The organism is Paramesorhizobium deserti, from assembly GCF_001558695.1.
In the GTDB taxonomy this organism is placed as follows: Bacteria; Pseudomonadota; Alphaproteobacteria; order Rhizobiales; family Rhizobiaceae; genus Paramesorhizobium; species Paramesorhizobium deserti.
The window spans coordinates 33,376-55,256 of sequence record NZ_LNTU01000040.1; the positions used below are offsets into that span (position 1 = coordinate 33,376).

Genomic DNA, 21,881 nt, shown 5'->3' on the forward strand with positions numbered 1-21,881 from the left:
ATCGGCACCAACGCCGGTGCGGTTCGATCGGCGTGTCACCGGGCCGCTAATTCTCCAGATCGGATTTCATGCGATCGAGAATAGACATCGCATGGGCGGCGTACTGGCCGATCCATCGGTCATGAATCTGCTTGATCGGCAGCGAATTGAGATGGTTCCACCGTTCGCGCCCTTCGCGCCTGACGATGACCAGTTCGGCCTCTTCCAACACCTTGAGATGCTGCATGACGGTGCAGCGGTCCATATCCGCGAACACGTCGCACAACATGCCGGTGGTGCGCGGTTCATCCTTCAGCTGATCGAGCATGGCGCGCCGGCGCGGATGGGCCAGCGCCTTGAAAATACGGTCTTCCTTGGCTTCGCTTGACATGTTATGTTTTTATAACATACGCTCCTCTCATGCAATAGGGAGGTAGCCCATGAAACCGGAATTCAGGGTTTCCGCGCGGATAGCAAAGCCGGTTGCCGAGGTATTCGATGCGGTCGTCAACCCGACGAAGCTCAGCAGCTATTTCACCACCATCAAGGGCGCGAGCGCACCGCTCGTCGCTGGAACGACGGTCGTCTGGTGGGGTGAAATTCCCGTCGAGGTGGATGAGGTGACCAGGGATAGACGCATCATCCTGCGCTGGGACGGGCCGGGTTCAGCCGATGGCAAAGCCATCTACAAGACGCGGATCGAAATGGATTTCAAGCCGCTCGAAGACGGCGCAACCCTGGTCACTATCGCCGAGACGGGATGGCGCGAGGATCTGCAGGGCCGGCAAGCCTCTTACCTCAACTGCGAGGGCTGGACCCAGATGCTGTGCTGCATGAAGGCATTCCTCGAGCACGGCATCAACCTGCGCGAGGGTTATTACGAAAACGAACTGAAGGGCGAGCCTGGCTGCGAGCCCAAAACGGAAATCCTATGAAACAGGAGAAAAGCGCAATGGCTGCGAAAATCCATGGCGGCGTCGACATCGCCATCAAGGTGCCACCGCATCAATATGAGGCGACCATCGCCTTCTATCGCGATGTCATCGGCCTGAAGCCGATAACCGCCAAGGCTCCCGCCGTCGGCTTCGAATTCGGCCCCAACAAGCTATGGATCGATGAAGCTCCCGCGATGAGCCAGGCCGAGATCTGGCTGGAATTCTTCACGGACGATTTCAACGCGGCGGCCGATCATCTCGGCAAGGCCGGCGTCGTCCGCTGCGATGCGGTCGAGCAACTGCCCGAGGGGTTCAATGGAGGCTGGATCACCAGCCCGGCGAACATCGTGCACATGATACGCGAACCGGACGCCTGGTAACTGGTAGCCCCGTGACGGCTGGAACTGTCGCGGGGCCGAGGAACCGTCATTAGCAATGCTTTATATGTTTTAATCGCGATAAAGCAAATAACATCAAAATAATAATACTATTTTACTTGAAATATCATTCAACAATAGAAGTGCTATTTTCTTACATAAGTTTAACTATGTGACAAAAACAAAAGTTCCTATCATGGATTTTGTGACAGAATAGATCATCATCTTTTTGTCCAAAAGGAGTTATCACATGAAATTGAGAACTTTGTCTGCCTGTCTCTTGTCTGCAACGATCATTTCTTCTTTCGCTGTGGCTCCAGGCTTTGCCCAGACCCAGCCTAACACGGCTGCGGCTGCGCCTTCGCAACCGTCCCAGCCGACGCCGGCACAGATAGCCGCGATCAAGAAGCTGAATGTCATCTCCGATGAAGGCTATTCGGCGGTTCGCGGGATCGCCCTTGCCAGGCTCGCCATTTTCCAGGGTCAGCCGGACCGTGCGAAGACTATCCTGACGACAGTCAAGCAGAATCTCGACCAGGCCCAGGCCAGCACGGCTGATCTGGCTGAGAAGCTCAAGCAGGCCGGCGGGCCGCAGGACGAGATCGCCGCGATCCAGTCGGGCCAGGTTCCGATCGATTTCGCGGTGGGGGTCGATGACGACTACACCGTGACGCCGGAGAACGCCAAGCACATCGCCAATGCCAACCAGCATCTCGGCAGCGGCAACACGCAGAAGGCCGTCGAGGAGCTGAAGCTTGCCAATAGCAATGTCTTCGTCACGGAAACCGACGCGAAGCTTCCCGTTCTTGAAAAAGCGGTCGACGACGCGCTGGCCCAGCTCTCGGGCCAGAAATATTACGAAGCGAACCTGGCCCTGATGAAGGCCGGCGACGGCATCACGGTGCGTTCGCTTTCCCAGAACCAGAATTCGCCAAACACGTCCAGCACGACGACACAGCCGGGCGCGGCTCCCGCTCCCTCGGGAAGCGCCAATTAATGGACCAATCGTGACAGGCCCGCACCTGATCCATGGTGCGGGCCTGTCATGAATATCCTTTTCCGAGCACCACCCACTCCCAGACCAGATCGATCGCATTCCATCACGGCGGCGATCGCCTTCTCCAGCCCGCACGTTGCATTCCGCGGAAGCGCTGCTATAAGGCACCCAGCCTGATGCAGGCATCATCTGCTGGTTGGGGAGGACGCTATGTCTCACGACGCCCTCTTCCAATTGGGGATGGGCTCAGTCGAACTGGACGCCACCCAAACGGAAGAACCTTTCGCCACGCGCGCAGTGAAAGCGTGCGTAAAGGTGCTTTATGCCGTTCGCCCGAGCGAGCGCATGGGTTTCACGGCCGTTGTCTGTGCGATAGCCGACCTTCTCCGTAGAGAAAAGAGAAGCCGGGGAACAGCGCCGAAACGCTGATCTCCTCTGCGGGATATCCGATACCCCCGCAAGAGCCCGACGGCTCGATCCAGATATTCGAACAATAAGATCGAATTCACCGCCATGGGCAACCATGGCCTTCCGCAATCTGCCATTTGCTGTTTCACGGGATCCCAATGGAGAAGATCCAGACCCCCTATTACCTGATCGAGAAAAGCAAGCTCCTGCGCAATCTCTCGACGATCAAACATGTTCGCGAACATTCCGGCGCGAAGGCGCTTCTGGCGCTCAAATGCTTCGCGACGTGGTCCGTCTTCGATCTCATGCGCGACTATATGGATGGCACTACATCCTCCTCGCTTTACGAGATGAGGCTCGGCCGCGAGAAATTCGGCGGCGAGACCCATGCCTATAGCGTCGCCTACGCCGATCACGAGATCGACGCGGTGATAGCCAATGCCGACAAGATCATTTTCAATTCGATCGGCCAGCTCGAGCGCTTCGCCGATCGCTCGGCTTCCCTGAGCCGGGGCCTGCGGCTTAATCCGGGCATCAGCTCGTCGAGTTTCGACCTGGCCGATCCCGCGCGCCCTTTCAGCCGGCTCGGGGAATGGAATCCCGAAAAGATCGCGGCCGTCCTCGACCGCGTCAACGGCTTCATGATCCACAACAACTGCGAGAACGCGGATTTCGCGCTGTTCGACCGGATGCTTCACCAGATCGAGGAGAAGTTCGGTTCGATGTTCTCGAAAGTCGACTGGATAAGTCTCGGCGGCGGCATCCATTTCACCGGCGATGGCTATCCGCTCGATGCGTTCTGCGACCGGCTCAGGGCTTTCTCGCAGCGCTATGGCGTTCAGGTCTATCTCGAGCCCGGCGAAGCCGCCGTTACCAGAAGCACGACGCTGGAAGTCACGGTGCTCGACACGCTGTTCAACGACAAGGACATCGCCGTCGTCGATAGTTCGGTCGAAGCGCACATGCTTGACCTCTTGATCTACCGCGAGAGCGCCAGAATGGCGCCCGGGTCCGGCGACCAACGTTACATGATCTGTGGCAAGTCCTGCCTTGCAGGCGATATTTTCGGCGAATTCGCCTTCAACCACCCCCTGAAGCCCGGCGACCGCATCTCGATCGAGGATGCGGCCGGTTACACCATGGTCAAGAAGAACTGGTTCAATGGCGTGCAAATGCCATCGATCGTCGTGCGAGAACTCGACGGCAGCCTGCGTGTCGTCCGCAAGTTCTCATTTGAGGATTATCTGTCGAGCCTGTCCTGAGGCTCTTTCCGGTCTGTGAAGAAGAAAATGGAGGCCCCAGCCTGAAATGAAAAAGAACGTCCTGATCATTGGTGCCGGTGGCGTGGGCCACGTGGTTGCCCACAAATGTGCCCAGAACAACGATGTGTTGGGCGACATACATATCGCGTCGCGCACCCTCGAAAAATGCACCGAGATTGTCGCTTCCGTCATGGAGAAGAAGAGCCTGAAGACGGAAGGCAAGGTGGAGGCACATGCGCTCGATGCCATGGATGTGGAGGCGACGAAGGCCCTGATCCAGAAGACGGGGGCGCAGATCGTCATCAATGTAGGCTCGGCCTTCGTCAATATGTCGGTTCTGTCGGCCTGTATCGCGACGGGCGCAGCCTATATCGATACCGCGATCCACGAAGATCCGCTCAAGATCTGCGAGACACCGCCATGGTACGCCAACTATGAATGGAAGCGGCGGGAGGAATGCGAGAAAGCCGGTGTGACGGCCATTCTCGGCGCCGGCTTTGATCCCGGCGTGGTCAATGCCTATGCACGGCTCGCCAAGGACGACTATTTCGACCGCATCGACTCAATCGACATCATCGATGTGAATGCCGGTGACCACGGCCGCTACTTTGCCACCAATTTCGATCCCGAGATCAATTTCCGCGAATTCACCGGCCAGGTATGGTCCTGGCAGAATGGCGAATGGACCTCGAACAAGATGTTCGAGATCCGCAAGGATTGGGATCTGCCCGTCGTCGGCACGCGTCCGACCTACATGACCGGCCATGACGAGATCCATTCGCTCTCGCAGAACCTCGGCGTACCCGACGTCCGTTTCTGGATGGGTTTCGGCGAACGCTACATCACCGTCTTCACCGTGCTGAAGAACCTCGGCCTTCTCTCCGAGCAGCCTGTCAAGACCGCCGAGGGGCAGGAGGTCGTGCCGCTCAAGGTGGTCAAGGCGGTGCTGCCCGACCCGTCGTCGCTCGCTCCCGACTACAAGGGCAAGACCTGCATCGGCGACGTGGTGAAGGGCGTCAAGGACGGCAAGGAGCGCGAGGTCTTCATCTACAATGTCGCCGACCATGAGGAGGCCTACGGTGAAGTCGGCAGCCAGGGCATATCCTATACGGCGGGCGTGCCTGCCGCGGCGGCTGCGATCCTTATTGCGAAGGGCGACTGGGACATCAAAAAGATGGCCAATGTCGAGGAACTCGCGCCGCGGCCCTTCCTGGATCTCCTCAACCGGATCGGCCTGCCGACCCGCATAAAGGACGCAGATGGCGACAGGCTGCTGACATTCGAGAGCTAAACCCTCCGAAGTGGACGGCATATGTCCCGATAAGGGCGATAGAGCTTGCAGGGGACTGCCAATCACGGCGGTCCCCTGCTTCATTTAATCTCTACTCGAACATCCCCTTCGGTGTCTCGCCTTTCAGGAAAGGCTCTATAAAGGCGGAGAGCAGATCAACCTGCCCGATGACCGCGGTGTGTGATGTCGCCGGCATGACGGCCAACCGTGACGCCGGCAGCGGCTTGCCCATATCACCCATGACGCCGCCGCCAAGCAACCGGAACATGGCGATCGAATGTTCCAGCGTCGCCACGTCGGCGTCGCCGCTGATAATGAGTACCGGCGCCTTGATGGCTTTGACGTCATTCTCCCACGCCATCGGCTCGTGCTCGAGTGCGATCAGCTTTTCGACCAGGGCTGGAAATCCGTCGGGATTGGGCGCCAGCTTGCGGTAATCCTCGGCAAAAGGCATGTTGACGAACATCTCCACGGTCATTTGCGGAATGAAAGCCTTGAATTCGGGCTGCCAGCCCTCGGCGTCATAGGCAGCCGATGCCGCAACGAGCTTGTCCACCTTTTCCGGATGACGAATGGCGAGCTGCAACCCGGTCGCCGCCCCCATGGAATAGCCGAACACATCCGCCTTTTTCAGGCCGACCTGATCCATGAAGGCCGCAACATCATCCGCCAGATTGGGATAGGTGATCGGCCGGTCGATATCGGTGGTGCGACCATGGCCCTGGAATTCGAGCGCGTAGACCTTATGGGTCTCGGCCAGCTTGGGAATGATTGCGCCCATGGACGGGATGTTCATATAGGCACCGTGCAGCACGATCAGCGGAGCGCCCTCGCCTGCAACTTCATAATACATCCGCATGCCGTTGACCTCGACCCGCTGGCCCGCCGGCCGGGTTTCGGCAAGGGCAGGTATGGCAAGAAGCAAAGCCACTGCAATGAAAGCTGTACGGAACATCGATCTCTCCTCTCTATCTCGCGCGTTTTCGCGGCGATGTTGATAAGACGAAGGGACCGTCCGCAATCCGACAGTCGGATAAAAATTATTGCAGCCACCACCGGTACGGAACTGGTGGTACGCCGACGTCGTCCGCCCCGGTCAAAGGACATCACGCAAGAAACGTTAAATCGCCGGCATATCGTTGAGATGGCAGGCCGATAAATGCCCGGGCGCTATCTCGCGCTTCACCGGTACTTCAATCCGACAACGATCCATCACAAATGGGCAGCGCGGATGGAAATGGCAGCCCTTCGGCGGATTGAGAGGGCTCGGCAATTCGCCTTTCACCGGCTTGAAGCGTCGCTTGGTCAGCTCGATGCGCGGCACCTCGCTCAACAGCGCCTGCGTATAGGGATGATTGGCGTGCCGGAAAATCGCTTCGACCGGAGCCTCCTCGACGATACGCCCCAGATACATGATGGCCACACGGTCGGAAATATGTTCGACGACGCCGAGATCGTGGCTGACGAACAGATATGTCAGGTCGAGCCTCTCCCGCAACTCCATGAAGAGATTGATCACCTGCGCCTGGATGGAAACATCGAGAGCCGCAACGCTTTCGTCGCAGACGAGGAAGCTCGGCTGCACGGCAAGAGCACGTGCGATGTTCACCCGCTGCCGCTGACCACCCGAAAGCTGGTGAGGATAGCGATTTTTCATGGACGGATCGAAACCTGCAAGTCCTAGATAGTGGTCGACATAGGCCTGTCTCTCACTCTTTTTGACCAGACCATGGGTAAGCGGCGCCTCGGACACGATCTCCTCGATCGTCATCCGCGGATTGAGGGCCGCCATCGGGTTCTGGAAGATCATCTGCGTGGCAAGCGCTGCCGCGTGCCTCTTGGCCGCCTTCAGATTGTTGCGATCGACGCCCTGCCAGATCACCTGGCCATCGGTCGGCGGAATGATCCCGGCAATCACCCGACCAAGTGTCGATTTCCCACAACCGCTCTCGCCGACGAGGCCGACGACCTCCCCCTTGCGGATGCGCAAACTGACGTCGTCAAGCGCGTGCACAACCGGTTGTGCCTTGGCGAGCCGCAGGCGAAGCGCGATCTTCGCCGCCAGATCCGGTTTCGATCCGAAGCGGCGCGTAATGCCGCGAGCTTCGACGAGAGGAGGCGTCTCTTCACGCATCAGGCATCTATCCTTGTCATGGGATGGAAACAGCGGAAGGCGCGGTGGTCTTCCGCCATCAGGTCGGGCATCACCGCGCAGGCCTCGGTCGCCCGATCGCAGCGCGTGCGGAAGCTGCATCCCGACGGAAGGCGGCTGATGGCGGGCGTCATGCCGAGGATCTGACGCAGCGGCTCACCGCGGCGGTTCTGCGACGGCACGGACATGATCAGTCCTTTTGTATAGGGATGGCGCGGATCGCCCAGTACATTCCTGACACTGCCCATTTCCACGAGCCGGCCCGCATACATCACCGCGATATCGTCGGCGACGCGCGAGACGATGGCGAGATCGTGGGTGATCCAGATGACCGCCGTGTTCGACTGCTCCGTCAGCTTCTGGAATTCGGAAATGATCTGGCTCTGGATCGTGACGTCGAGAGCCGTCGTCGGTTCGTCCGCGATGATCAGGTCTGGATGGTGGAGGAGTGCGATGGCGATCGCCACGCGCTGACGCATGCCGCCGGAAAACTCGTGCGGATAGGCGGAAAGCCGCTCTTCGGGACTGGGTATGCCGACAAGACCGAGCGCATCGCGTGATCGCTGGCGGGCGACTTCCTTCGATACCGGGTCATGCGCCAGCACGGCCTCGATCATCTGGGTCCCGATCGTCAGCACCGGATTGAGCGTCATCATCGGATCCTGGAAGACCATGGCAATCCGCTTGCCGCGCAGCCGACGCATTTCCCCGTCGGAAAGCGTGGCAAGATCGATGCCGTCGAACAGGATCCGCCCGGCCGCCACGCGCCCCGGCCTGTCGAGCAGGCCCATGATGGAGAAGCCGGTCACCGACTTTCCCGAGCCGGATTCGCCGACGAGACCGAGCACCTTGCCGCGCTTGAGACTGAAGGAAACGTCGTTTACCGCGCGCAAGCCCAGCTTGACGCCGAATTCGGTCACGAGATTGCGGACTTCGAGGAGATGAGACATTAGACATTCCTCGGATTGAGAACGTCACGCAGCCGGTCACCCACAAGATTGATGGAAACGATGGTGATGAGCAGCGCTATGCCGGGGAAGAAACTGATCCAGTAGAGACCGGTCAGGAGATACTGGTAGCCTGTGGAGATCAACATGCCCAGCGACGGCTCTGTGACCGAGGCGCCGAGCCCGAGGAAGGACAAGGTCGCCTCGAGCCCGATGGCGCGGGCGACCTGCATGGTGGCGATAACGATAACCGGCGCAAGGCAGTTGGGCAGGAGATGCCTGAACAGGATGCGCCAACCCGGCAACCGGAATGAGCGGGCGGCCTCGATATATTCCTTCTCCCGCTCGACAAGGGCCGTACCCCGAACTGTCCGAGCATAGGTTGCCCATTCGGCGATGATCAAGGCGATGACCACGTTGAGCACGCCCTTGCCGAGAATGGCGAGCATCATGAGCGCCATCAGGATCGTCGGAAAGGACAGTTGCAGGTCCACCAGACGCATGATCGTGCTTTCGGTGCGGCCGCCGAAATAGGCGGCGATAAGACCCACCGTCGTGCCGATGATGGCAGCAGCAAAAGCCGAAAGAATACCGACGGTAAGCGAGGTCCTCAAACCATAGAGAATGCCGGACAGGATGTCCCGCCCTTGGCTGTCGGTGCCCAGATAATAGGTTAAACCAGAAAAGGATTCCGACCCAGGCGGCAGCCGACCGTCGAGAATATCGAGCTGCGTCAGATCATAAGGGTCCTGCGGCGAAATGAGAGGCGCGAACAGCGCCAGCAGCACGATGATGATAATAAGACAAAGCCCCGCCACTGCCGCTGGCGATCGCAGGAAATCCTGCACTTGCCGCCGCAACCTGCCCGGCTCCGGCGGAGCTTCGTATGCTTCTGGAAAAGGGGAAATGGTCATGAGCATCAAGCCTTCGCGTCGAGCCGGACGCGCGGGTCCAGCAGCGTGTAACAGACATCGATCAGGAAATTGAGGGCGACGAACAAAACCACCATCATCATCAGATACGCGACGATGACAGGCCGATCGAGTAGGTTGATGGAATCGATGATGAGCTTGCCCATGCCCGGCCAGGCGAAGATGCTCTCCGTTACCACCGAGAAAGCGATCAGCGATCCGAATTCCAGTCCGATGATGGTCACCAATGGGATCATCAGGTTCTTCAGCACATGCACGAAGATGATACGTCGGTCGGCCAGTCCCTTCGCGCGGGCGAACTTGATGTAGTCCTGCGGCAACACCTCCTGAACCCCGGCGCGCGTCAATCTCAGGACGAGCGAGGTCTTGAACAGAGCGAGGTTGAAGGCCGGCAGAAGCAAGTGCGCCAAGCCGTCCCTGGTGAGGAAGGACCACTGCACTCCCAGCATTTCAGCGGTGGCACCCCGACCGTTGGTGGGCAGCCAGTGCAGTTCGACCGAAAACACCATGACCAGCATGAGCCCGACCCAGAAGGTCGGAAGGGAGAAGCCCAGAATGGAGCCGCTCATGATGATGCGGGAAGAAATACGGTGCGGGTGGAGCCCCGCATAGAGCCCGAGCGGCAGTCCCACAACGATCGCGATCAAGAGTGCCGAGATCGCCAGCTCGAAGGTGGCGGGCAGCCTTTCCAGGATCAGCCCCAATGCCGGACGCCCATAGACGAAACTGTCGCCGAAATCACCGTGCATCAGCCCTTGGAGAAACAACAGATACTGCTTCCACAAGGGCTGATCGAGCCCGTAATGCGCGATGAGCCGCAGCCTCTCGGCCTGATTGGCATCGGGATTGATCAGGATGTCGACGGGATTGCCGATAACGCTGACCCCGACAAAGACGATCACGGTCATGGCAAGGATTACGAACAATGCCTGGATCAACCGCCTTATCAGGGAGATGGCCATGGTGCCCTTCCTTTCTCACGCCACCGACAGCGAAAGTCCGTCGCGTTGGGGATCCGCCGCGCCCTCGGATACACCGTCTTCAATCCTGATCGCATGAAGGGCGGCAAAGGCATAAGTCTGCGGCGAACGGGCGACATCATAGCCTTCCTCGCGCAACTCCTTTTCCACGGAACGGCGAATGCGGTTGCAGATGTCGATCTTGCTCGATACGCCGACCACGCGCGGCGCCACCACCGCCTCCAGAACCGACATGTCGAAGTCGATGATGTTCATCAGGCATTGCGCGACCGTCGGCGCAATATAGCTGCCGCCTGGTGCGCCGACCACCACATAGGGCTCATCTCCCCTGAAGACGATGGTCGGTGCTGCCGAACTCGGCCTGCGTTTTCCCGGCGCGATCGATCCCGGTTTGCCAGGATATGGATCGAAGCGGCTCATGGTGCCGTTGTACATGAAACCGAGCCCTTCGGTGATCGCGCCAGAGGGGCTGCCGAGCGTATGCGTCATCGCCACCGCGTTACCGTATCTGTCGATGACGGAGACATGGGTCGTCTCGCGCTGCGAGCGATCCATCCGGCGCACCACGGCACGTTCGCCCGCCTTGATTGCCTCGGCATGAGCCGCCGCATGGCTCTTCGATATCAACCGCTCATAGGGCACCGGCACATAAGCCGGATCACCCATATGGGCATCCTTGTCGATGGTCATGCGCTTCATCGCCTCGAACAATATCCGCACATGCTCGGTGCTGCCATGGCGCATTGCGCGAACGTCGAAATTCTCCATGATGTGGAGGAGTTCGAGCATGGGGAAGCCGGAGCCGGGCGGCGGCGAGGTGGCGATGCGGTGGCCACGGTATTCACCCCATATCGGCGCTGTTTTCGACAATTCGTAACGCGCGAGATCCTCGCGGGTAATGAGACCGCCATGGGCGGCAAAATCCTCGGCGATCTGCCCGGCGATTTCTCCGAAATAGAAGATGTCCGATCCACCGCTTCGCGCGATCCGCTCAAGTGTGTCGGCCATGTCAGGGTTTCGCAGGATATCTCCCACCTCACGCAGCCTGCCGTCCTCATGAAAATAGACCCGGCGTCCGGTTCTCGAAAAGCGCAGCTTCTCGCAGGTGTTGGCGAAACCGTCCGAGGACTGGTCCTTGCTCCAGTACCAGTGCATATGGTTGCGGACCATGAAGCCGTTGCGGGCATAGTCTATCCCAGGCGCGATCACATCGGCCCAGTCGAAGCTGCCATAGTCGCGCAGCGCCGTCTCGTATCCTTTCAGGGATCCCGGCGTACAGACCGCGAGATAGCCGATATCGGAGATGTTGCCATCGAGGATATAGCCGAAGCCGTCACGGCTCTGCCCCTGAACCTTGTCGGCCCACATGTCCGGCGTGGCGGCCAACGGTGCGCGTGCATAGAATTCGAGAATGTCATGAACGCCCTTGGAGGGCATATAGACATGCATCGATCCAAAACCGCCGATACCCGCCATCTGCGGATCGACCACGCCCTGGACAAACGCGCAGGCCAGCGCGGCATCGACCGCATTGCCCCCACGTTCAAGCACGGCAGCCCCCGCTTCCACGGCTTCCGGCTGCGGCGCAACGATTGTCGCGTTCTTCATTTCATGCGTCTTTCGGCCAAGACCTTCGTCAGGAAGGCTTTGACATGACCGAGTACCTTCATCCGGTCGTGGGAAATGCCGGCGACCTTATCGAGCGTCACGTTGACCCCGACGGCGCGGAAGGATGATGCCAGCGCTTCCAGCCGCTGCGGACGGGTCTCGCCGGCATCATTGGCGCCCTCCATATAATAGGCGCTGCCGGGCTTGTGGGTGATTTCCCAGGTTTCGAGATCGGCGTCGCCGACGACCATGTGAACAGGGACCCTAGCCAGCGCCTCGTGATCGAGCCGCCTGCCGAAGCGCGCTTCCATATCACGAATGCCCACCCACCAGTCGCGGTTGGGATCGAGAAGCGTGACGGAGCCTGGCGCGCCGACGGAAGCAGCCCACAGCCGGTCCGGATGCAGGATCGCGAAGCGATGAGCGAAGTGCCCCCCGCCGGAGAAGCCGAAAATGGCGAATTTCGACCAGTCCTGATCGTATTTCGCCGCCATTTCCTCCACCATGGAAAGCACGGCGAGATCGTAGCGAATGTCGCCTTCCTGCATATATTTGTAGCCCGACCTGGCTCCGTCACCTATGACATTCACCGGGAAGATCGGACAAAGGATGGCGCAATCATTGTAGAGGCCGAATTCGGCGAAGCCGTCGCGAAATTCGATGGCTGACGTCCGGCCCGTACCATGCACCGCGACCAGGAGATCGATCTTGCGGCCATCGGCCGCCGCCGGCGGAACGTAGAGAAGAAGATGGAGTCTTGGATCGATGGTCGAAGCGAAAATCGCCGTATGGCCATAGTCATAAACGGCCCGCGCCCGGGCGGCGGCGCCGCTCGTTCCGAGTTCCTGCATGCTGGTCTCCTGGAGGAAAAGGTGGGGCGGACGACCTCGTGCCGCCCGCCCACGTCACACTTATTGTGCGGGCTCGACAAAATAGGCGAGCGTATATTTGTCACCGCGTGGAGTGTAGCGAATAGTCTTCTTGGCGCCCAGCACGACATTCTCATAATGCATGGGCAGCAGCCACAGCTTGCCGAAAGTCAATTCGGAAAGCTTCTTGAGCAACGGGAGCCGTTCCGTCTCGTCGAGTGTGGAACTCGCCTTTGCCAGGACATCATCGATTTCGGGATCCGAGACGGCGCCACCATTGTAGCGGCCGGTTCCCTTCTCCTCGTTGCGTGTGGCGACGAGCGCAACGGTCGGATTGGTCGTCTCGCCCGTATTCACGCCCCACGATCCGAAATAGACGCTGAATTTGCCGTCTGGATAGGCTTCCGAATACATGGACCAGGGCTGGACTTCCACCTGCGTCTGGATGCCGATGCGTGCCAGCATCTGACCGACCGCCTGGAGGACTTCGCTGTCCTTTACATAACGTCCGGATGGACCATGCAGCGTCAGACGAAAGCCGTCGGGATAGCCCGCCTCGGCGAGAAGCGCCTTGGCCGCTTTCGGATCATACCCGACGGGTTCGATCATCTCCGAGTGCCCTGCATAACCCTCGGCGACGAACTGATCGGCGACCGTGCCGTTCTTCTGCATGACACGGTCGACGATGGCCGGCCGGTTGATCGCCATCAGCATGGCGCGGCGCACGCGCTCGTCCTTCAACGGATTTTCGGTCAGTGCCGAACCATCGGCGGCCTTTACGAAGGGTGACACGTTCCTGCCGACATCCATCCCGAGATAGACGAGGCGCGACGACTGACCGTTGATCACCTGTAGCGCATCGCTTTGCTCGACGCGCGACATGCCGTCAGCGGGCAATGCCTCGACGATATCGATCTCACCGGAGAGCAGTGATGCGAGGCGGGCGCCGTCGTCAGGCAGGAAACGCAGGGTGACATCGGACCAGTGGGAAGCGCCCGCGAAGTAATCATCATTACGCTTCAGAATGAGCCGGTCACCTGGATTGAATGAAGAGAAGATGTATGGACCAGTGCCGACGGCACATTTTCCACCGTCGAAATCCTGAACCGACGCATCGGCACAATCAGCACTGATGATGCGGATGCGGCTTACGGAATTCAGGAGCAGCGGATCCGGCACGCTGGTCTCGACAATCACCGTCATCGGATCCTTTGCGGTCACATTGGCGATGTTACGGGTATAGGAGGCGAAGCCCTGGCTCGGCTTGTCGCGGGCCCGAAGCAGGGAAGCAACGACATCCTGCGCGTCAAAGGCACTGCCGTCATGGAACTTCACGCCCTCGCGCAGCTTGAATTCCCAATGGGTGGGGTCGATGGCTTTCCACCCGGTCGCAAGCTCAGGCTCATTGGCCGAAGTGCCGGTAAGATTGATGAGACTATCCCAGATGTGGCGCGAGGTTGCGTTGTTGGGCGCCGAGCTGTCCTCGTGGGGATCAAGCGTGGTGGGCGTGGTGGACATCCCGATTGTAAGCGGCGCGGTCTCTGCCAATGAAATGCCGGGAACGGCGGCTGTTGCCAGCAGCATCAGCGCCGCTGATTTCCAGATTTTTTTGATCATGGTCCCTCTCTCTGTCGGTTTGATCTACGCCGATCTTTTTGCCGGCTTCGATGAACGGAACGGCCCCGCTTCTTCGCAAATGTTTAGAATTGTGTCACAAGGCTGTCAAACCGAAATCATTCCTGTTACATTGAACGTAACGCGCTAAACGGCCGGATTTGAAGGGCTTTACGGTGCAGTCCATCACATGGAGAAAGGCAGGCCATGCGGGAAGATTCGTCGATACTTCAATCTGTTGATACGGCAATCTCCGTGCTCATGTCGGTTGCCAAGGCACCCGACATCCGCCTGTCCGAAATCGCCCGAAATCTCGGTGAAACAAAACCTAGAATCCTTCGTATGTTACGCACACTGGAACACAGGGGAATGGTGCAGAAGACCCAAAAAGGCGGATTTCGTCTGGGCAACACCATCATCGTTCTCGGCACGGCCGCATCGACGCAGGTCGATCTGGTCAGGATCGCTAGTCCGATCATGGAGGATGTCGGGCAGAAGGTGAATGAAACCGTGCAGCTCCGCATAATCGACAATTCGGAAGCGCTCTGTATCGCCAAGTTCGAGCCGACCCGGGATTTGAGGGTTCACGCCATGATTGGCCGGCGGCGGCCACTCTATGCGGGATCGAGGAAAGTTCTGCTGGCATTCCTTCCGCCGCAGGTTCAGCAACAGATGCTGCCTGAACAACTCGATCGCTTCACGCCGCGAACGGTCACACACCGCCCAAGGCTCATTGCCCAGCTCGAGGCCATTCGAAAGACCGGACATTGCATCACGCGCGGCGAGGTCAGCGAGCAGATCGTTTCCGTGGCGGTCCCGGTCCTTGCCTTTGACGGATCAGTAATCGCCGCGCTGAACATCGCCGCCCCTGCCTTCCGCACGCGGGAAGACGACCTTCAACATTTTACAACACTGCTGAAGGATGCTGCCCGGCAAATCTCGAAAGGCCTGGGCTGGTGATTTCTTCGGATATAACAGCGCTGTAGGCGGCATCGGTCGGTGCAGGACGGCCATCAGGGGGGCAGACCTCGGTGCTGCGGCCGGAGCAGCGAGAAAATCGTGTTCGTGGAGTTACGCGACTTGGAGTCGTTGGGTCGATAATAGCAGAGTGTTGGCGTTATTGACAACACTTGCAAGCGTTGTCATAAATGACAACATGAAAGCGATAAAGATCACCGAACTCAAGAACGTCCAGGCCGATGGCAGCAGCATCCAGTTTGTTATCTGGAAATTACCGACGCCCGTTTCCCCGACGACGCACGGCTTCAAATATAGAATGGTCTATATTCGCCACGGCGAACGGGTTGTTGGTTTCGACAATGAGCGCGGAAAAGGCGATCATATGCACTTGGACGGCCAGGAGTTTCCCTATCGCTTCACAACACTCGACCAACTCATAGAGGACTTCATGGCCGAGGTAGAAAAACGGAGACAGTCATGAGGACATTGACAATCACGACGAATCCCGACTGGAAAGCGGTTCTGCGCGGCGCCGGTCAGCAAGCCAAGATCGGCTTGACGGAGGGGGCATATCAGGGCGAAACACTCAACTTTGAAACCCCCGGATCGTTCTTTGCGCATCTGACGGAACGCCGCTGGCAGCTTCTCAACGAGCTTTTGGGTGCGGGCACAATTGGCGTGCGGGAGCTGGCCCGCAGGCTTGGCCGCGACGTCAGGCGCGTTCATGAGGACGCCGCTGCATTGGTCGAGATCGGCTTGATCGAGAAGGATGAACGAGGTGCCCTGCATTGCCCGTACGAGAATATCCACGTTGATATGGTGATGACGCCGGCGAAGAAGGTCGCGTGACATCTTAGCCGACTGCCGCGGATGGCGGACGGTCCGAGGGGAACCTCTGCCTCTCCCCTCACACTCCTCTCCCGCAAAGGCCCCAACTAAGCGATCGGGTTGGAAGCCGACTTGATCTCGATACAGCTATGTCCGCCACAGCCGGCACGGCATGCCCGATCGTCCTTGAATACATCAAAATATCTGATATGCATCGAGTTAGGAGAAGGATATCGCGATGAGCAACCGGTTTCTGATGATAACGCCGGATAATGGGAAGGAGGTCCTGAAGTGCCTTTCGGCCCCGGCGCGCTTGTCAATGCTGGAGCTGCTGCATATTCGGGGTCCCTTGAACGTCAACGACATCGCGGAGATCCTCGACCTGCCGCAATCAACGACCTCCACCCATTTGAACCTGCTCGAAGAAGCCGGACTTATCCGCACCGAAGTGCAGAAGGCAAAGAAGGGCAGCCAGAAAATCTGCCACACGGTACATGACGAGATCGTGCTGTCCTTCGCCAGCCCCGCCAGGACCGCCGCCGAGGCGATTGAGGTCGCCATGCCGGTGGGGCTTTACAGCGGCTACGATGTCGCCGCGCCCTGTGGAATGTGCGCGCAGGACGGCATCATCGGCTATCTCGACAATCCCGACACATTCCTCACGCCTGACCGGATGAAAGCCGGATTGCTGTGGTTCACCAGGGGGTATGTCGACTATCAGTTCCCCAACAACGCCCGGATCAAGGGTTCTGAAGTCAAGGAATTGGAACTGATCCTGGAACTCTCCTCGGAAGTTCCGGGCACCTCCGACAACTGGCCGTCCGACATCACGCTCTCGATCAATGGCAAAGCCATTGCCACCTGGACCTCCCCCGGCGACTTCGGCGACCGGCGTGGGAAATATACCCCCGACTGGTGGAAGCTGCGCGGCAGCCAGTATGGCGTCCTGAAGTGTTTTCGCGTGACATCCGGCGGTACGTTCATCGACGGCGTGCGCGTTTCCAACACGAGCCTCGAAGACCTCGACCTTCTCGGACACCGATCTATCCGCCTGCGCATCGAAGTGCCCGAAACCGCGGAACATCCAGGCGGCATCAATATTTTCGGGCGGGGCTTCGGCAACTACGATCAGGACATCGTCCTGCGGCTGAAAACCTGACACATGGCGTGGTGCCTGCCGGCGGCAGCGGCAAGACCGGTTGACGCCCGTTCAATCGCGTGTATCATATCCTCAATAATGATATATATCTGATTTTCAGATACATTGGGAGGAAGCATGCGGGCAGCCGGAACCGTTCACAGCGGCTATGTGATCAGCACCATCGATCCACGCCTTTACGGCTCGTTCATCGAGCATCTGGGGCGTGCCGTCTATACGGGGATCTACGAACCGGATCATCCGACCGCCGATCGCAACGGCATGCGCCAGGACGTGATCGATCTCGTTCGCGAGCTTGACGTGCCGATCGTACGCTATCCCGGCGGCAATTTCGTTTCGGCCTATGATTGGGAGGACGGAATCGGTCCGCGCGATCAGCGCCCTGTCCGCCTCGACCTCGCCTGGCACAGTTCGGAGTCCAATCAGGTCGGCATCCATGAATTCGCCGACTGGGCCGAGGCCGCTGGCACAGAGATGATGCTTGCCGTCAATCTCGGTTCGCGCGGCCTCGATGCGGCACGTGCTTTCCTCGAATATGTCAACCATCCGGGCGGCAGCTACTGGTCGGACCTGCGGCGCAAGAACGGCCGCGAAATGCCCTGGGGCGTCAAGATGTGGTGCCTGGGCAACGAGATGGACGGCCCGTGGCAGATCGGCCAGAAGACGGCGGACGAATATGGCCGCATCGCGTTTGAGACCGCCAAGGCGATGCGCGCCTTCGACAAATCGATCGAGCTCGTCGTCTGCGGATCGTCGTCGCCAAAGATGCCGACCTATCCCGCATGGGAGGCGACAGTGCTCGACTACACCTATGATTCCATCGATTACATCAGCCTGCACATGTATTTCGACAATCACGCGGGCAACACGGCCGATTATCTCGCGCAGAATGCCCGCCTCGACGATTATATCGGCACGATCGCCGGCGTCATCGCCTACACCAAGGCGAAGAAGCGCTCGAAAAAGAACGTCTATATCAGCTTCGATGAATGGAACGTCTGGTATCATTCCCGCGAGGCCGACAAGCAGGTGCTGGAGGGCCGCGAGGGCTGGCCCCACGCAGCGGCGCTGCTGGAGGACATCTATAATTTCGAGGATGTGCTGCAGGTCGGCTGCATCCTCAACACGTTCATCCGCCGCTCGGATATTGTGAAGGTCGGCTGCCTGGCGCAGCTCGTCAACGTCATCGCGCCCATCATGACCGTTGCGGGCGGGCCGGCATGGCGGCAGACGACCTTCTTCCCCTATCTCTACGCCTCACATTACGGGCGCGGAAACGCGCTGCAACTGTCGCTCGACTGCCCCGGCTATTCCACCGATTTCGCGGAAGACGTGCCCTATCTCGACGTTTCGGCGGTGGAAACCGAGAAAGACGGCGCCCTCACCTTCTTCATCGTCAACCGGCATCAGGAACAGGCGATCGAATTCGAGCTCGCCCTGCAGGGGTTCGGCGAACGCAAGGTGATCATGGACAAAGTGATCGAGGGCCACGGGCTTCGCGACGTCAACGGGCCGGAAAAGGAAGCGGTGGCGCCACGGGAGGGAACGGGCGCGAGGGCGTCCGACGGCAGGCTCAACGTGACCCTGGCGCCGCTGAGCTATCGGATGATCCGATTGGGTAGCTAAAGCGGGACGGACAGTAGAGAGGAGGAACCGTGTCGGCATCGATCGAAATCGCCAACGTCACCAAACGATATGGCACGCTCACCGTGCTGGACGATATCTCGCTCTCGATAAGCCCAAGCGAGTTCGTCGTTTTCCTGGGCCCGTCCGGCTGCGGCAAGTCAACGCTCCTGCGGATGATCGCCGGCCTTGAGGACGTGACCGAGGGAATGATCTCGGTGGGCGGTCAACGGGTGGACACGCTTCCTCCGGGGAAGCGCGGCGTCGCGATGGTCTTCCAGTCCTATGCACTCTATCCGCATATGACGGTGCATGAAAACATGTCCTTTGGCCTTGAGAACATCGGGGTAGCCAAAAAGGAAATCGAGAAGCGCATCCGGCTTGCCGCCGAGACGCTGGAAATCGCGCATCTGCTCGACCGGAAGCCACAAAAGCTGTCGGGCGGACAGCGCCAGCGCGCCGCGATCGGCCGGGCCATCGTCAAGGAGCCGAAAGCTTTTCTCTTCGATGAGCCGCTGTCGAATCTCGATGCGGCCTTGCGGGGACGGACCCGCCTGGAGCTGGCCCAGCTGCACGCCCGTCTCGGCAGCACCATGATCTTCGTCACCCACGACCAGGTCGAGGCCATGACCCTCGCCGACCGGATCGTCGTCATGCACAACCGCAAGATCGAGCAGATCGGCACACCGATGGAGATCTACCACCACCCGGCAACGCGTTTCGTCGCCGGTTTCGTGGGCTCTCCAGCGATGAACTTCATCCCCGTTCAGCGCATCACACAGAACGAAAACGGCACCGCGGTCGATGCCGCCGGGATTGGAAATCTCGATACGGCCATCCGCCTGCCCACCGCCTTCTCATCGCAAAGCGCCACGCTCGGCATTCGCGCCGAAGACATATCCGTCTTGTCTCCCGGCCAATCCGGCGTTCCCCTCATCGCCGAAGTGGTCGAGCGCCTGGGCGACCGCACGCTGATTTACGGCCGCCTTTCCGATGGCACGAAACTGACGGTCGAAGCCGACGGCCGCAACGAGGCCAGCGCCGGCGACCGACTTGAGATCGCGCTGGACGCATCCGCGATCCACCTCTTCGATGCCGACGGCATGGCGCACCACCCAGAGGGCGAGTGACATGGCTGAAAGCTACCGCCGCGGCCACCCCGGCCATGCTCTCTTCATCCTGCCGTACCTCACGGCTTTCGTCGTGCTCCTCGCCTTCCCGCTCTTCTGGAGCATCTGGCTGAGCCTCCACAAGGTGGATTTGTTCGGGCCGGGGCGGTTCGTCGGGCTCACCAACTACACCAGGGTCCTGGCTGATCCGGTCTTCCTGCAGGCATTCCGCAACACCATCCTGTTCGTCGCGCTCAGCGTTCCGACCCTCGTGGCGCTTGGCCTTTTCCTGGCTCTGGCGTTGAACAGAACCACCCGCACCACCTCCTTCTTTCGCGGGCTTTTCTTTTCCTCGTCCGTTCTGTCAGTCACGATCGTCACGCTGATCTGGCGTTTCGTCTTCATCCCGAGGGACGGCCTGATCCCGGTCATTTTTGAACAGCTCGGCCTGCAGCCGATCAACTTCCTGTCCACCTCCGGCTGGTCGCTGTTCGCGGTTGGCGTGGCAACGGTCTGGTGGTGCCTTGGCCTGCCGATGATGCTCTTCCTTGCGGCGCTTCAGCAGATCCCGGCGGACCTCTACGAAGCCGCGGCACTCGACAATGCAAGCCCCTGGCGCGTACTGAGACGCATTACCCTGCCATCGATCGCAAGGACGATCATGCTGGTGACGATCATCCAGATCGTCATGCAGTTCCAGCTTTTCGGCCAGGCGCAGCTGATGACGAATGGCGGCCCCAACGGCACGTCGCGCCCACTCGTCATGTATATCTACGAAACAGGCTTTATCCGCTGGGACGTCGGCAAAGGGGCGGCTGCCTCCGAGCTTCTCTTCCTCATCATCCTGTGCGCCGCCATGGTCCAGTACATCATCTCGACCAGAAAACCGGAGGTCAGGGAATGAGCCGGGATCAATCGACTTACAGGCCCGAAACCCTGACCGCCAGCCGGCCGCTGCTGTGGATCGCCGCTCTCCTGTCGGTGGTGATGATGGCCCCGGTCGCCTGGCTGGTCGGCCTTTCGATCAAGAACAACCGGGAGCTCATGCTGGGAACAGAGTCCGTTTTCCGGCTGCCCTACACGCTCGTCAACTATGTCAACATCCTGCATTCCTCCCAGGCCTTCGGCTGGTTCTTCAACAGCATGATCGTCGCCATCGGCCAGACGATTGGCGTGCTCGTCCTGTCGTCTCTGGCCGGCTACGCCTTCGCCCGCCTCGAATTCCCGCTCCGGCGGACGATCTTCGTCATCGTCCTCTTCGGGCTCGCGGTGCCGGAACAGGCGGTCATCATCGCCCGTCACCAGATGTTCAACTGGTTCGGCCTCCACAACAGCCATCTCGGCCTGATGCTGCCCGGCATGTCGTCGGCCTTCGGCGTGTTCCTGATGACCCAGTTCTTCCGGGCGATCCCCAAGGAGATCGACGAGGCAGCGTTGCTCGACAACGCTTCGCAATGGCGCATCTTCTGGAAGATCATGCTGCCCTTGACCCTGCCGGCGCAGGCGACGCTCGGCATCTTCACCTTCCTGCACGCGTGGAACGATTACTGGTGGCCGCTGATCTCCGCCACGAAGAAGGAGATGTACACGCTCACCATCGGCATCGCCTCGTCGCAAACCAATTTCGCGCAAAGCGAAGGGCTCGGATTCCTGAGCGCACAGGCCGTCTTCGCCAGCCTGCCGGTGCTGATCGTCTACATTTTTTTCCAGCGTCATATCGTGACCGCCGTTTCCGGCGGCGCCGTGAAGTGACTTCTATACCGGCCGGGAGGAGTTGGTCGGTAGGTTGGTTTTTAGCTGCATGATCTTATCCGAAAAGTCTGCAACTTTTCGGGATCATGCTCAAAGGGA

The 21,881-nt window shown here is 59.4% G+C and carries 22 protein-coding genes; 13 read left to right on the forward strand and 9 right to left on the reverse strand.

The genetic code is table 11. The features are described 5' to 3' along the window. Positions 1-46: 46 nt before the first annotated feature. Positions 47-370, reverse strand: coding sequence for an ArsR/SmtB family transcription factor (locus ATN84_RS24160; RefSeq protein WP_068885074.1), 324 nt, complete (start codon positions 368-370; stop codon positions 47-49). 49 nt (positions 371-419) lie between these two features. Between ATN84_RS24160 and ATN84_RS24165 the strand changes: the two genes are divergently transcribed. From ATN84_RS24165 to ATN84_RS24190, 5 genes are all read left to right on the forward strand, one after another. Continuing rightward, positions 420-914: an SRPBCC domain-containing protein gene (locus ATN84_RS24165; RefSeq protein ID WP_068885075.1), complete on the forward strand. Its 495-nt coding sequence runs from the start codon at positions 420-422 to the stop codon at positions 912-914. 17 nt (positions 915-931) lie between these two features. Then, complete coding sequence (locus tag ATN84_RS24170; RefSeq protein WP_068885207.1) at positions 932-1,294, forward strand: VOC family protein; 363 nt, start codon at positions 932-934, stop codon at positions 1,292-1,294. A 247-nt stretch (positions 1,295-1,541) separates the two neighbouring features. Further along, positions 1,542-2,288: a YfdX family protein gene (locus ATN84_RS24175; RefSeq protein WP_082766471.1), complete on the forward strand. Its 747-nt coding sequence runs from the start codon at positions 1,542-1,544 to the stop codon at positions 2,286-2,288. Positions 2,289-2,854: 566 nt separating this feature from the next. Next, positions 2,855-3,958, forward strand: coding sequence for a carboxynorspermidine decarboxylase (nspC, locus tag ATN84_RS24185; RefSeq protein ID WP_068885078.1), 1,104 nt, complete (start codon positions 2,855-2,857; stop codon positions 3,956-3,958). 46 nt (positions 3,959-4,004) lie between these two features. Then, positions 4,005-5,249, forward strand: coding sequence for a saccharopine dehydrogenase family protein (locus ATN84_RS24190; RefSeq protein WP_068885079.1), 1,245 nt, complete (start codon positions 4,005-4,007; stop codon positions 5,247-5,249). Positions 5,250-5,340: 91 nt separating this feature from the next. On the opposite strand, the gene ATN84_RS24195 is transcribed toward ATN84_RS24190, so the two are convergent. From ATN84_RS24195 to ATN84_RS24230, 8 genes are all read right to left on the reverse strand, one after another. After that, the gene (locus ATN84_RS24195; protein ID WP_068885080.1) at positions 5,341-6,204 is read right to left on the reverse strand and encodes an alpha/beta fold hydrolase; all 864 of its coding nucleotides are present in this window, start codon (positions 6,202-6,204) and stop codon (positions 5,341-5,343) included. Between the two features lie 165 nt (positions 6,205-6,369). Further along, positions 6,370-7,383 (reverse strand): ABC transporter ATP-binding protein, encoded by a 1,014-nt coding sequence (locus ATN84_RS24200; RefSeq protein WP_068885081.1) that lies wholly within the window; start codon positions 7,381-7,383, stop codon positions 6,370-6,372. Then, positions 7,383-8,351, reverse strand: a complete 969-nt coding sequence (locus ATN84_RS24205; RefSeq protein WP_068885082.1) for an ABC transporter ATP-binding protein — start codon at positions 8,349-8,351, stop codon at positions 7,383-7,385. Before ATN84_RS24205 ends, ATN84_RS24200 begins: the two co-directional genes overlap by 1 nt. Next, positions 8,351-9,262: an ABC transporter permease gene (locus ATN84_RS24210; RefSeq protein WP_068885208.1), complete on the reverse strand. Its 912-nt coding sequence runs from the start codon at positions 9,260-9,262 to the stop codon at positions 8,351-8,353. Before ATN84_RS24210 ends, ATN84_RS24205 begins: the two co-directional genes overlap by 1 nt. Positions 9,263-9,267: 5 nt before the next feature. Beyond that, complete coding sequence (locus tag ATN84_RS24215) at positions 9,268-10,242, reverse strand: ABC transporter permease (RefSeq protein WP_068885083.1); 975 nt, start codon at positions 10,240-10,242, stop codon at positions 9,268-9,270. 15 nt (positions 10,243-10,257) lie between these two features. Further along, entirely contained in the window at positions 10,258-11,868 is a 1,611-nt protein-coding gene (ggt, locus tag ATN84_RS24220; RefSeq protein WP_068885084.1) for a gamma-glutamyltransferase, read from the reverse strand. Continuing rightward, the gene (locus ATN84_RS24225; RefSeq protein ID WP_068885085.1) at positions 11,865-12,719 is read right to left on the reverse strand and encodes an alpha/beta hydrolase; all 855 of its coding nucleotides are present in this window, start codon (positions 12,717-12,719) and stop codon (positions 11,865-11,867) included. The genes ggt and ATN84_RS24225 overlap by 4 nt, the downstream gene beginning before the upstream one ends. Before the next feature lie 60 nt (positions 12,720-12,779). After that, the gene (locus ATN84_RS24230) at positions 12,780-14,354 is read right to left on the reverse strand and encodes an ABC transporter substrate-binding protein (RefSeq protein WP_068885086.1); all 1,575 of its coding nucleotides are present in this window, start codon (positions 14,352-14,354) and stop codon (positions 12,780-12,782) included. Positions 14,355-14,558: 204 nt separating this feature from the next. Here ATN84_RS24230 and ATN84_RS24235 point away from each other — a divergent pair, with 204 nt between their 5' ends. The 8 genes from ATN84_RS24235 to ATN84_RS24270 all read left to right on the forward strand — a co-directional run bounded on the left by ATN84_RS24235 (position 14,559) and on the right by ATN84_RS24270 (position 21,782). Beyond that, positions 14,559-15,311: an IclR family transcriptional regulator gene (locus ATN84_RS24235; RefSeq protein WP_068885087.1), complete on the forward strand. Its 753-nt coding sequence runs from the start codon at positions 14,559-14,561 to the stop codon at positions 15,309-15,311. Positions 15,312-15,507: 196 nt separating this feature from the next. Continuing rightward, on the forward strand, positions 15,508-15,792 hold the full coding sequence (locus tag ATN84_RS24240) for a toxin-antitoxin system TumE family protein (protein WP_068885088.1): 285 nt from the start codon (positions 15,508-15,510) through the stop codon (positions 15,790-15,792). Beyond that, complete coding sequence (locus ATN84_RS24245; RefSeq protein ID WP_068885089.1) at positions 15,789-16,160, forward strand: HVO_A0114 family putative DNA-binding protein; 372 nt, start codon at positions 15,789-15,791, stop codon at positions 16,158-16,160. Before ATN84_RS24240 ends, ATN84_RS24245 begins: the two co-directional genes overlap by 4 nt. A 217-nt stretch (positions 16,161-16,377) precedes the next feature. Further along, on the forward strand, positions 16,378-17,298 hold the full coding sequence (locus ATN84_RS24250; protein WP_068885090.1) for an ArsR/SmtB family transcription factor: 921 nt from the start codon (positions 16,378-16,380) through the stop codon (positions 17,296-17,298). 117 nt (positions 17,299-17,415) lie between these two features. Further along, the gene (gene arfA, locus ATN84_RS24255) at positions 17,416-18,924 is read left to right on the forward strand and encodes an arabinosylfuranosidase ArfA (protein WP_068885091.1); all 1,509 of its coding nucleotides are present in this window, start codon (positions 17,416-17,418) and stop codon (positions 18,922-18,924) included. Between the two features lie 29 nt (positions 18,925-18,953). Further along, on the forward strand, positions 18,954-20,051 hold the full coding sequence (locus ATN84_RS24260; RefSeq protein WP_068885092.1) for an ABC transporter ATP-binding protein: 1,098 nt from the start codon (positions 18,954-18,956) through the stop codon (positions 20,049-20,051). 1 nt (position 20,052) lies between these two features. Beyond that, complete coding sequence (locus tag ATN84_RS24265) at positions 20,053-20,934, forward strand: carbohydrate ABC transporter permease (RefSeq protein ID WP_082766472.1); 882 nt, start codon at positions 20,053-20,055, stop codon at positions 20,932-20,934. Next, on the forward strand, positions 20,931-21,782 hold the full coding sequence (locus tag ATN84_RS24270; RefSeq protein WP_068885094.1) for a carbohydrate ABC transporter permease: 852 nt from the start codon (positions 20,931-20,933) through the stop codon (positions 21,780-21,782). Before ATN84_RS24265 ends, ATN84_RS24270 begins: the two co-directional genes overlap by 4 nt. The last annotated feature ends 99 nt before the right edge of the window (positions 21,783-21,881 follow it).

What these genes read in the sequence shown, in the direction of transcription:
- ATN84_RS24160 (WP_068885074.1), bottom strand. Translation starts at nt 370, where the DNA reads ATGTCAAGCGAAGCCAAGGAAGACCGTATTTTCAAGGCGCTGGCCCAT.
- ATN84_RS24165 (WP_068885075.1), top strand. Translation starts at nt 420, where the DNA reads ATGAAACCGGAATTCAGGGTTTCCGCGCGGATAGCAAAGCCGGTTGCC.
- ATN84_RS24170 (WP_068885207.1), top strand. Translation starts at nt 932, where the DNA reads ATGGCTGCGAAAATCCATGGCGGCGTCGACATCGCCATCAAGGTGCCA.
- ATN84_RS24175 (WP_082766471.1), top strand. Translation starts at nt 1,542, where the DNA reads ATGAAATTGAGAACTTTGTCTGCCTGTCTCTTGTCTGCAACGATCATT.
- nspC (WP_068885078.1), top strand. Translation starts at nt 2,855, where the DNA reads ATGGAGAAGATCCAGACCCCCTATTACCTGATCGAGAAAAGCAAGCTC.
- ATN84_RS24190 (WP_068885079.1), top strand. Translation starts at nt 4,005, where the DNA reads ATGAAAAAGAACGTCCTGATCATTGGTGCCGGTGGCGTGGGCCACGTG.
- ATN84_RS24195 (WP_068885080.1), bottom strand. Translation starts at nt 6,204, where the DNA reads ATGTTCCGTACAGCTTTCATTGCAGTGGCTTTGCTTCTTGCCATACCT.
- ATN84_RS24200 (WP_068885081.1), bottom strand. Translation starts at nt 7,383, where the DNA reads ATGCGTGAAGAGACGCCTCCTCTCGTCGAAGCTCGCGGCATTACGCGC.
- ATN84_RS24205 (WP_068885082.1), bottom strand. Translation starts at nt 8,351, where the DNA reads ATGTCTCATCTCCTCGAAGTCCGCAATCTCGTGACCGAATTCGGCGTC.
- ATN84_RS24210 (WP_068885208.1), bottom strand. Translation starts at nt 9,262, where the DNA reads ATGACCATTTCCCCTTTTCCAGAAGCATACGAAGCTCCGCCGGAGCCG.
- ATN84_RS24215 (WP_068885083.1), bottom strand. Translation starts at nt 10,242, where the DNA reads ATGGCCATCTCCCTGATAAGGCGGTTGATCCAGGCATTGTTCGTAATC.
- ggt (WP_068885084.1), bottom strand. Translation starts at nt 11,868, where the DNA reads ATGAAGAACGCGACAATCGTTGCGCCGCAGCCGGAAGCCGTGGAAGCG.
- ATN84_RS24225 (WP_068885085.1), bottom strand. Translation starts at nt 12,719, where the DNA reads ATGCAGGAACTCGGAACGAGCGGCGCCGCCGCCCGGGCGCGGGCCGTT.
- ATN84_RS24230 (WP_068885086.1), bottom strand. Translation starts at nt 14,354, where the DNA reads ATGATCAAAAAAATCTGGAAATCAGCGGCGCTGATGCTGCTGGCAACA.
- ATN84_RS24235 (WP_068885087.1), top strand. Translation starts at nt 14,559, where the DNA reads ATGCGGGAAGATTCGTCGATACTTCAATCTGTTGATACGGCAATCTCC.
- ATN84_RS24240 (WP_068885088.1), top strand. Translation starts at nt 15,508, where the DNA reads ATGAAAGCGATAAAGATCACCGAACTCAAGAACGTCCAGGCCGATGGC.
- ATN84_RS24245 (WP_068885089.1), top strand. Translation starts at nt 15,789, where the DNA reads ATGAGGACATTGACAATCACGACGAATCCCGACTGGAAAGCGGTTCTG.
- ATN84_RS24250 (WP_068885090.1), top strand. Translation starts at nt 16,378, where the DNA reads ATGAGCAACCGGTTTCTGATGATAACGCCGGATAATGGGAAGGAGGTC.
- arfA (WP_068885091.1), top strand. Translation starts at nt 17,416, where the DNA reads ATGCGGGCAGCCGGAACCGTTCACAGCGGCTATGTGATCAGCACCATC.
- ATN84_RS24265 (WP_082766472.1), top strand. Translation starts at nt 20,053, where the DNA reads ATGGCTGAAAGCTACCGCCGCGGCCACCCCGGCCATGCTCTCTTCATC.
- ATN84_RS24270 (WP_068885094.1), top strand. Translation starts at nt 20,931, where the DNA reads ATGAGCCGGGATCAATCGACTTACAGGCCCGAAACCCTGACCGCCAGC.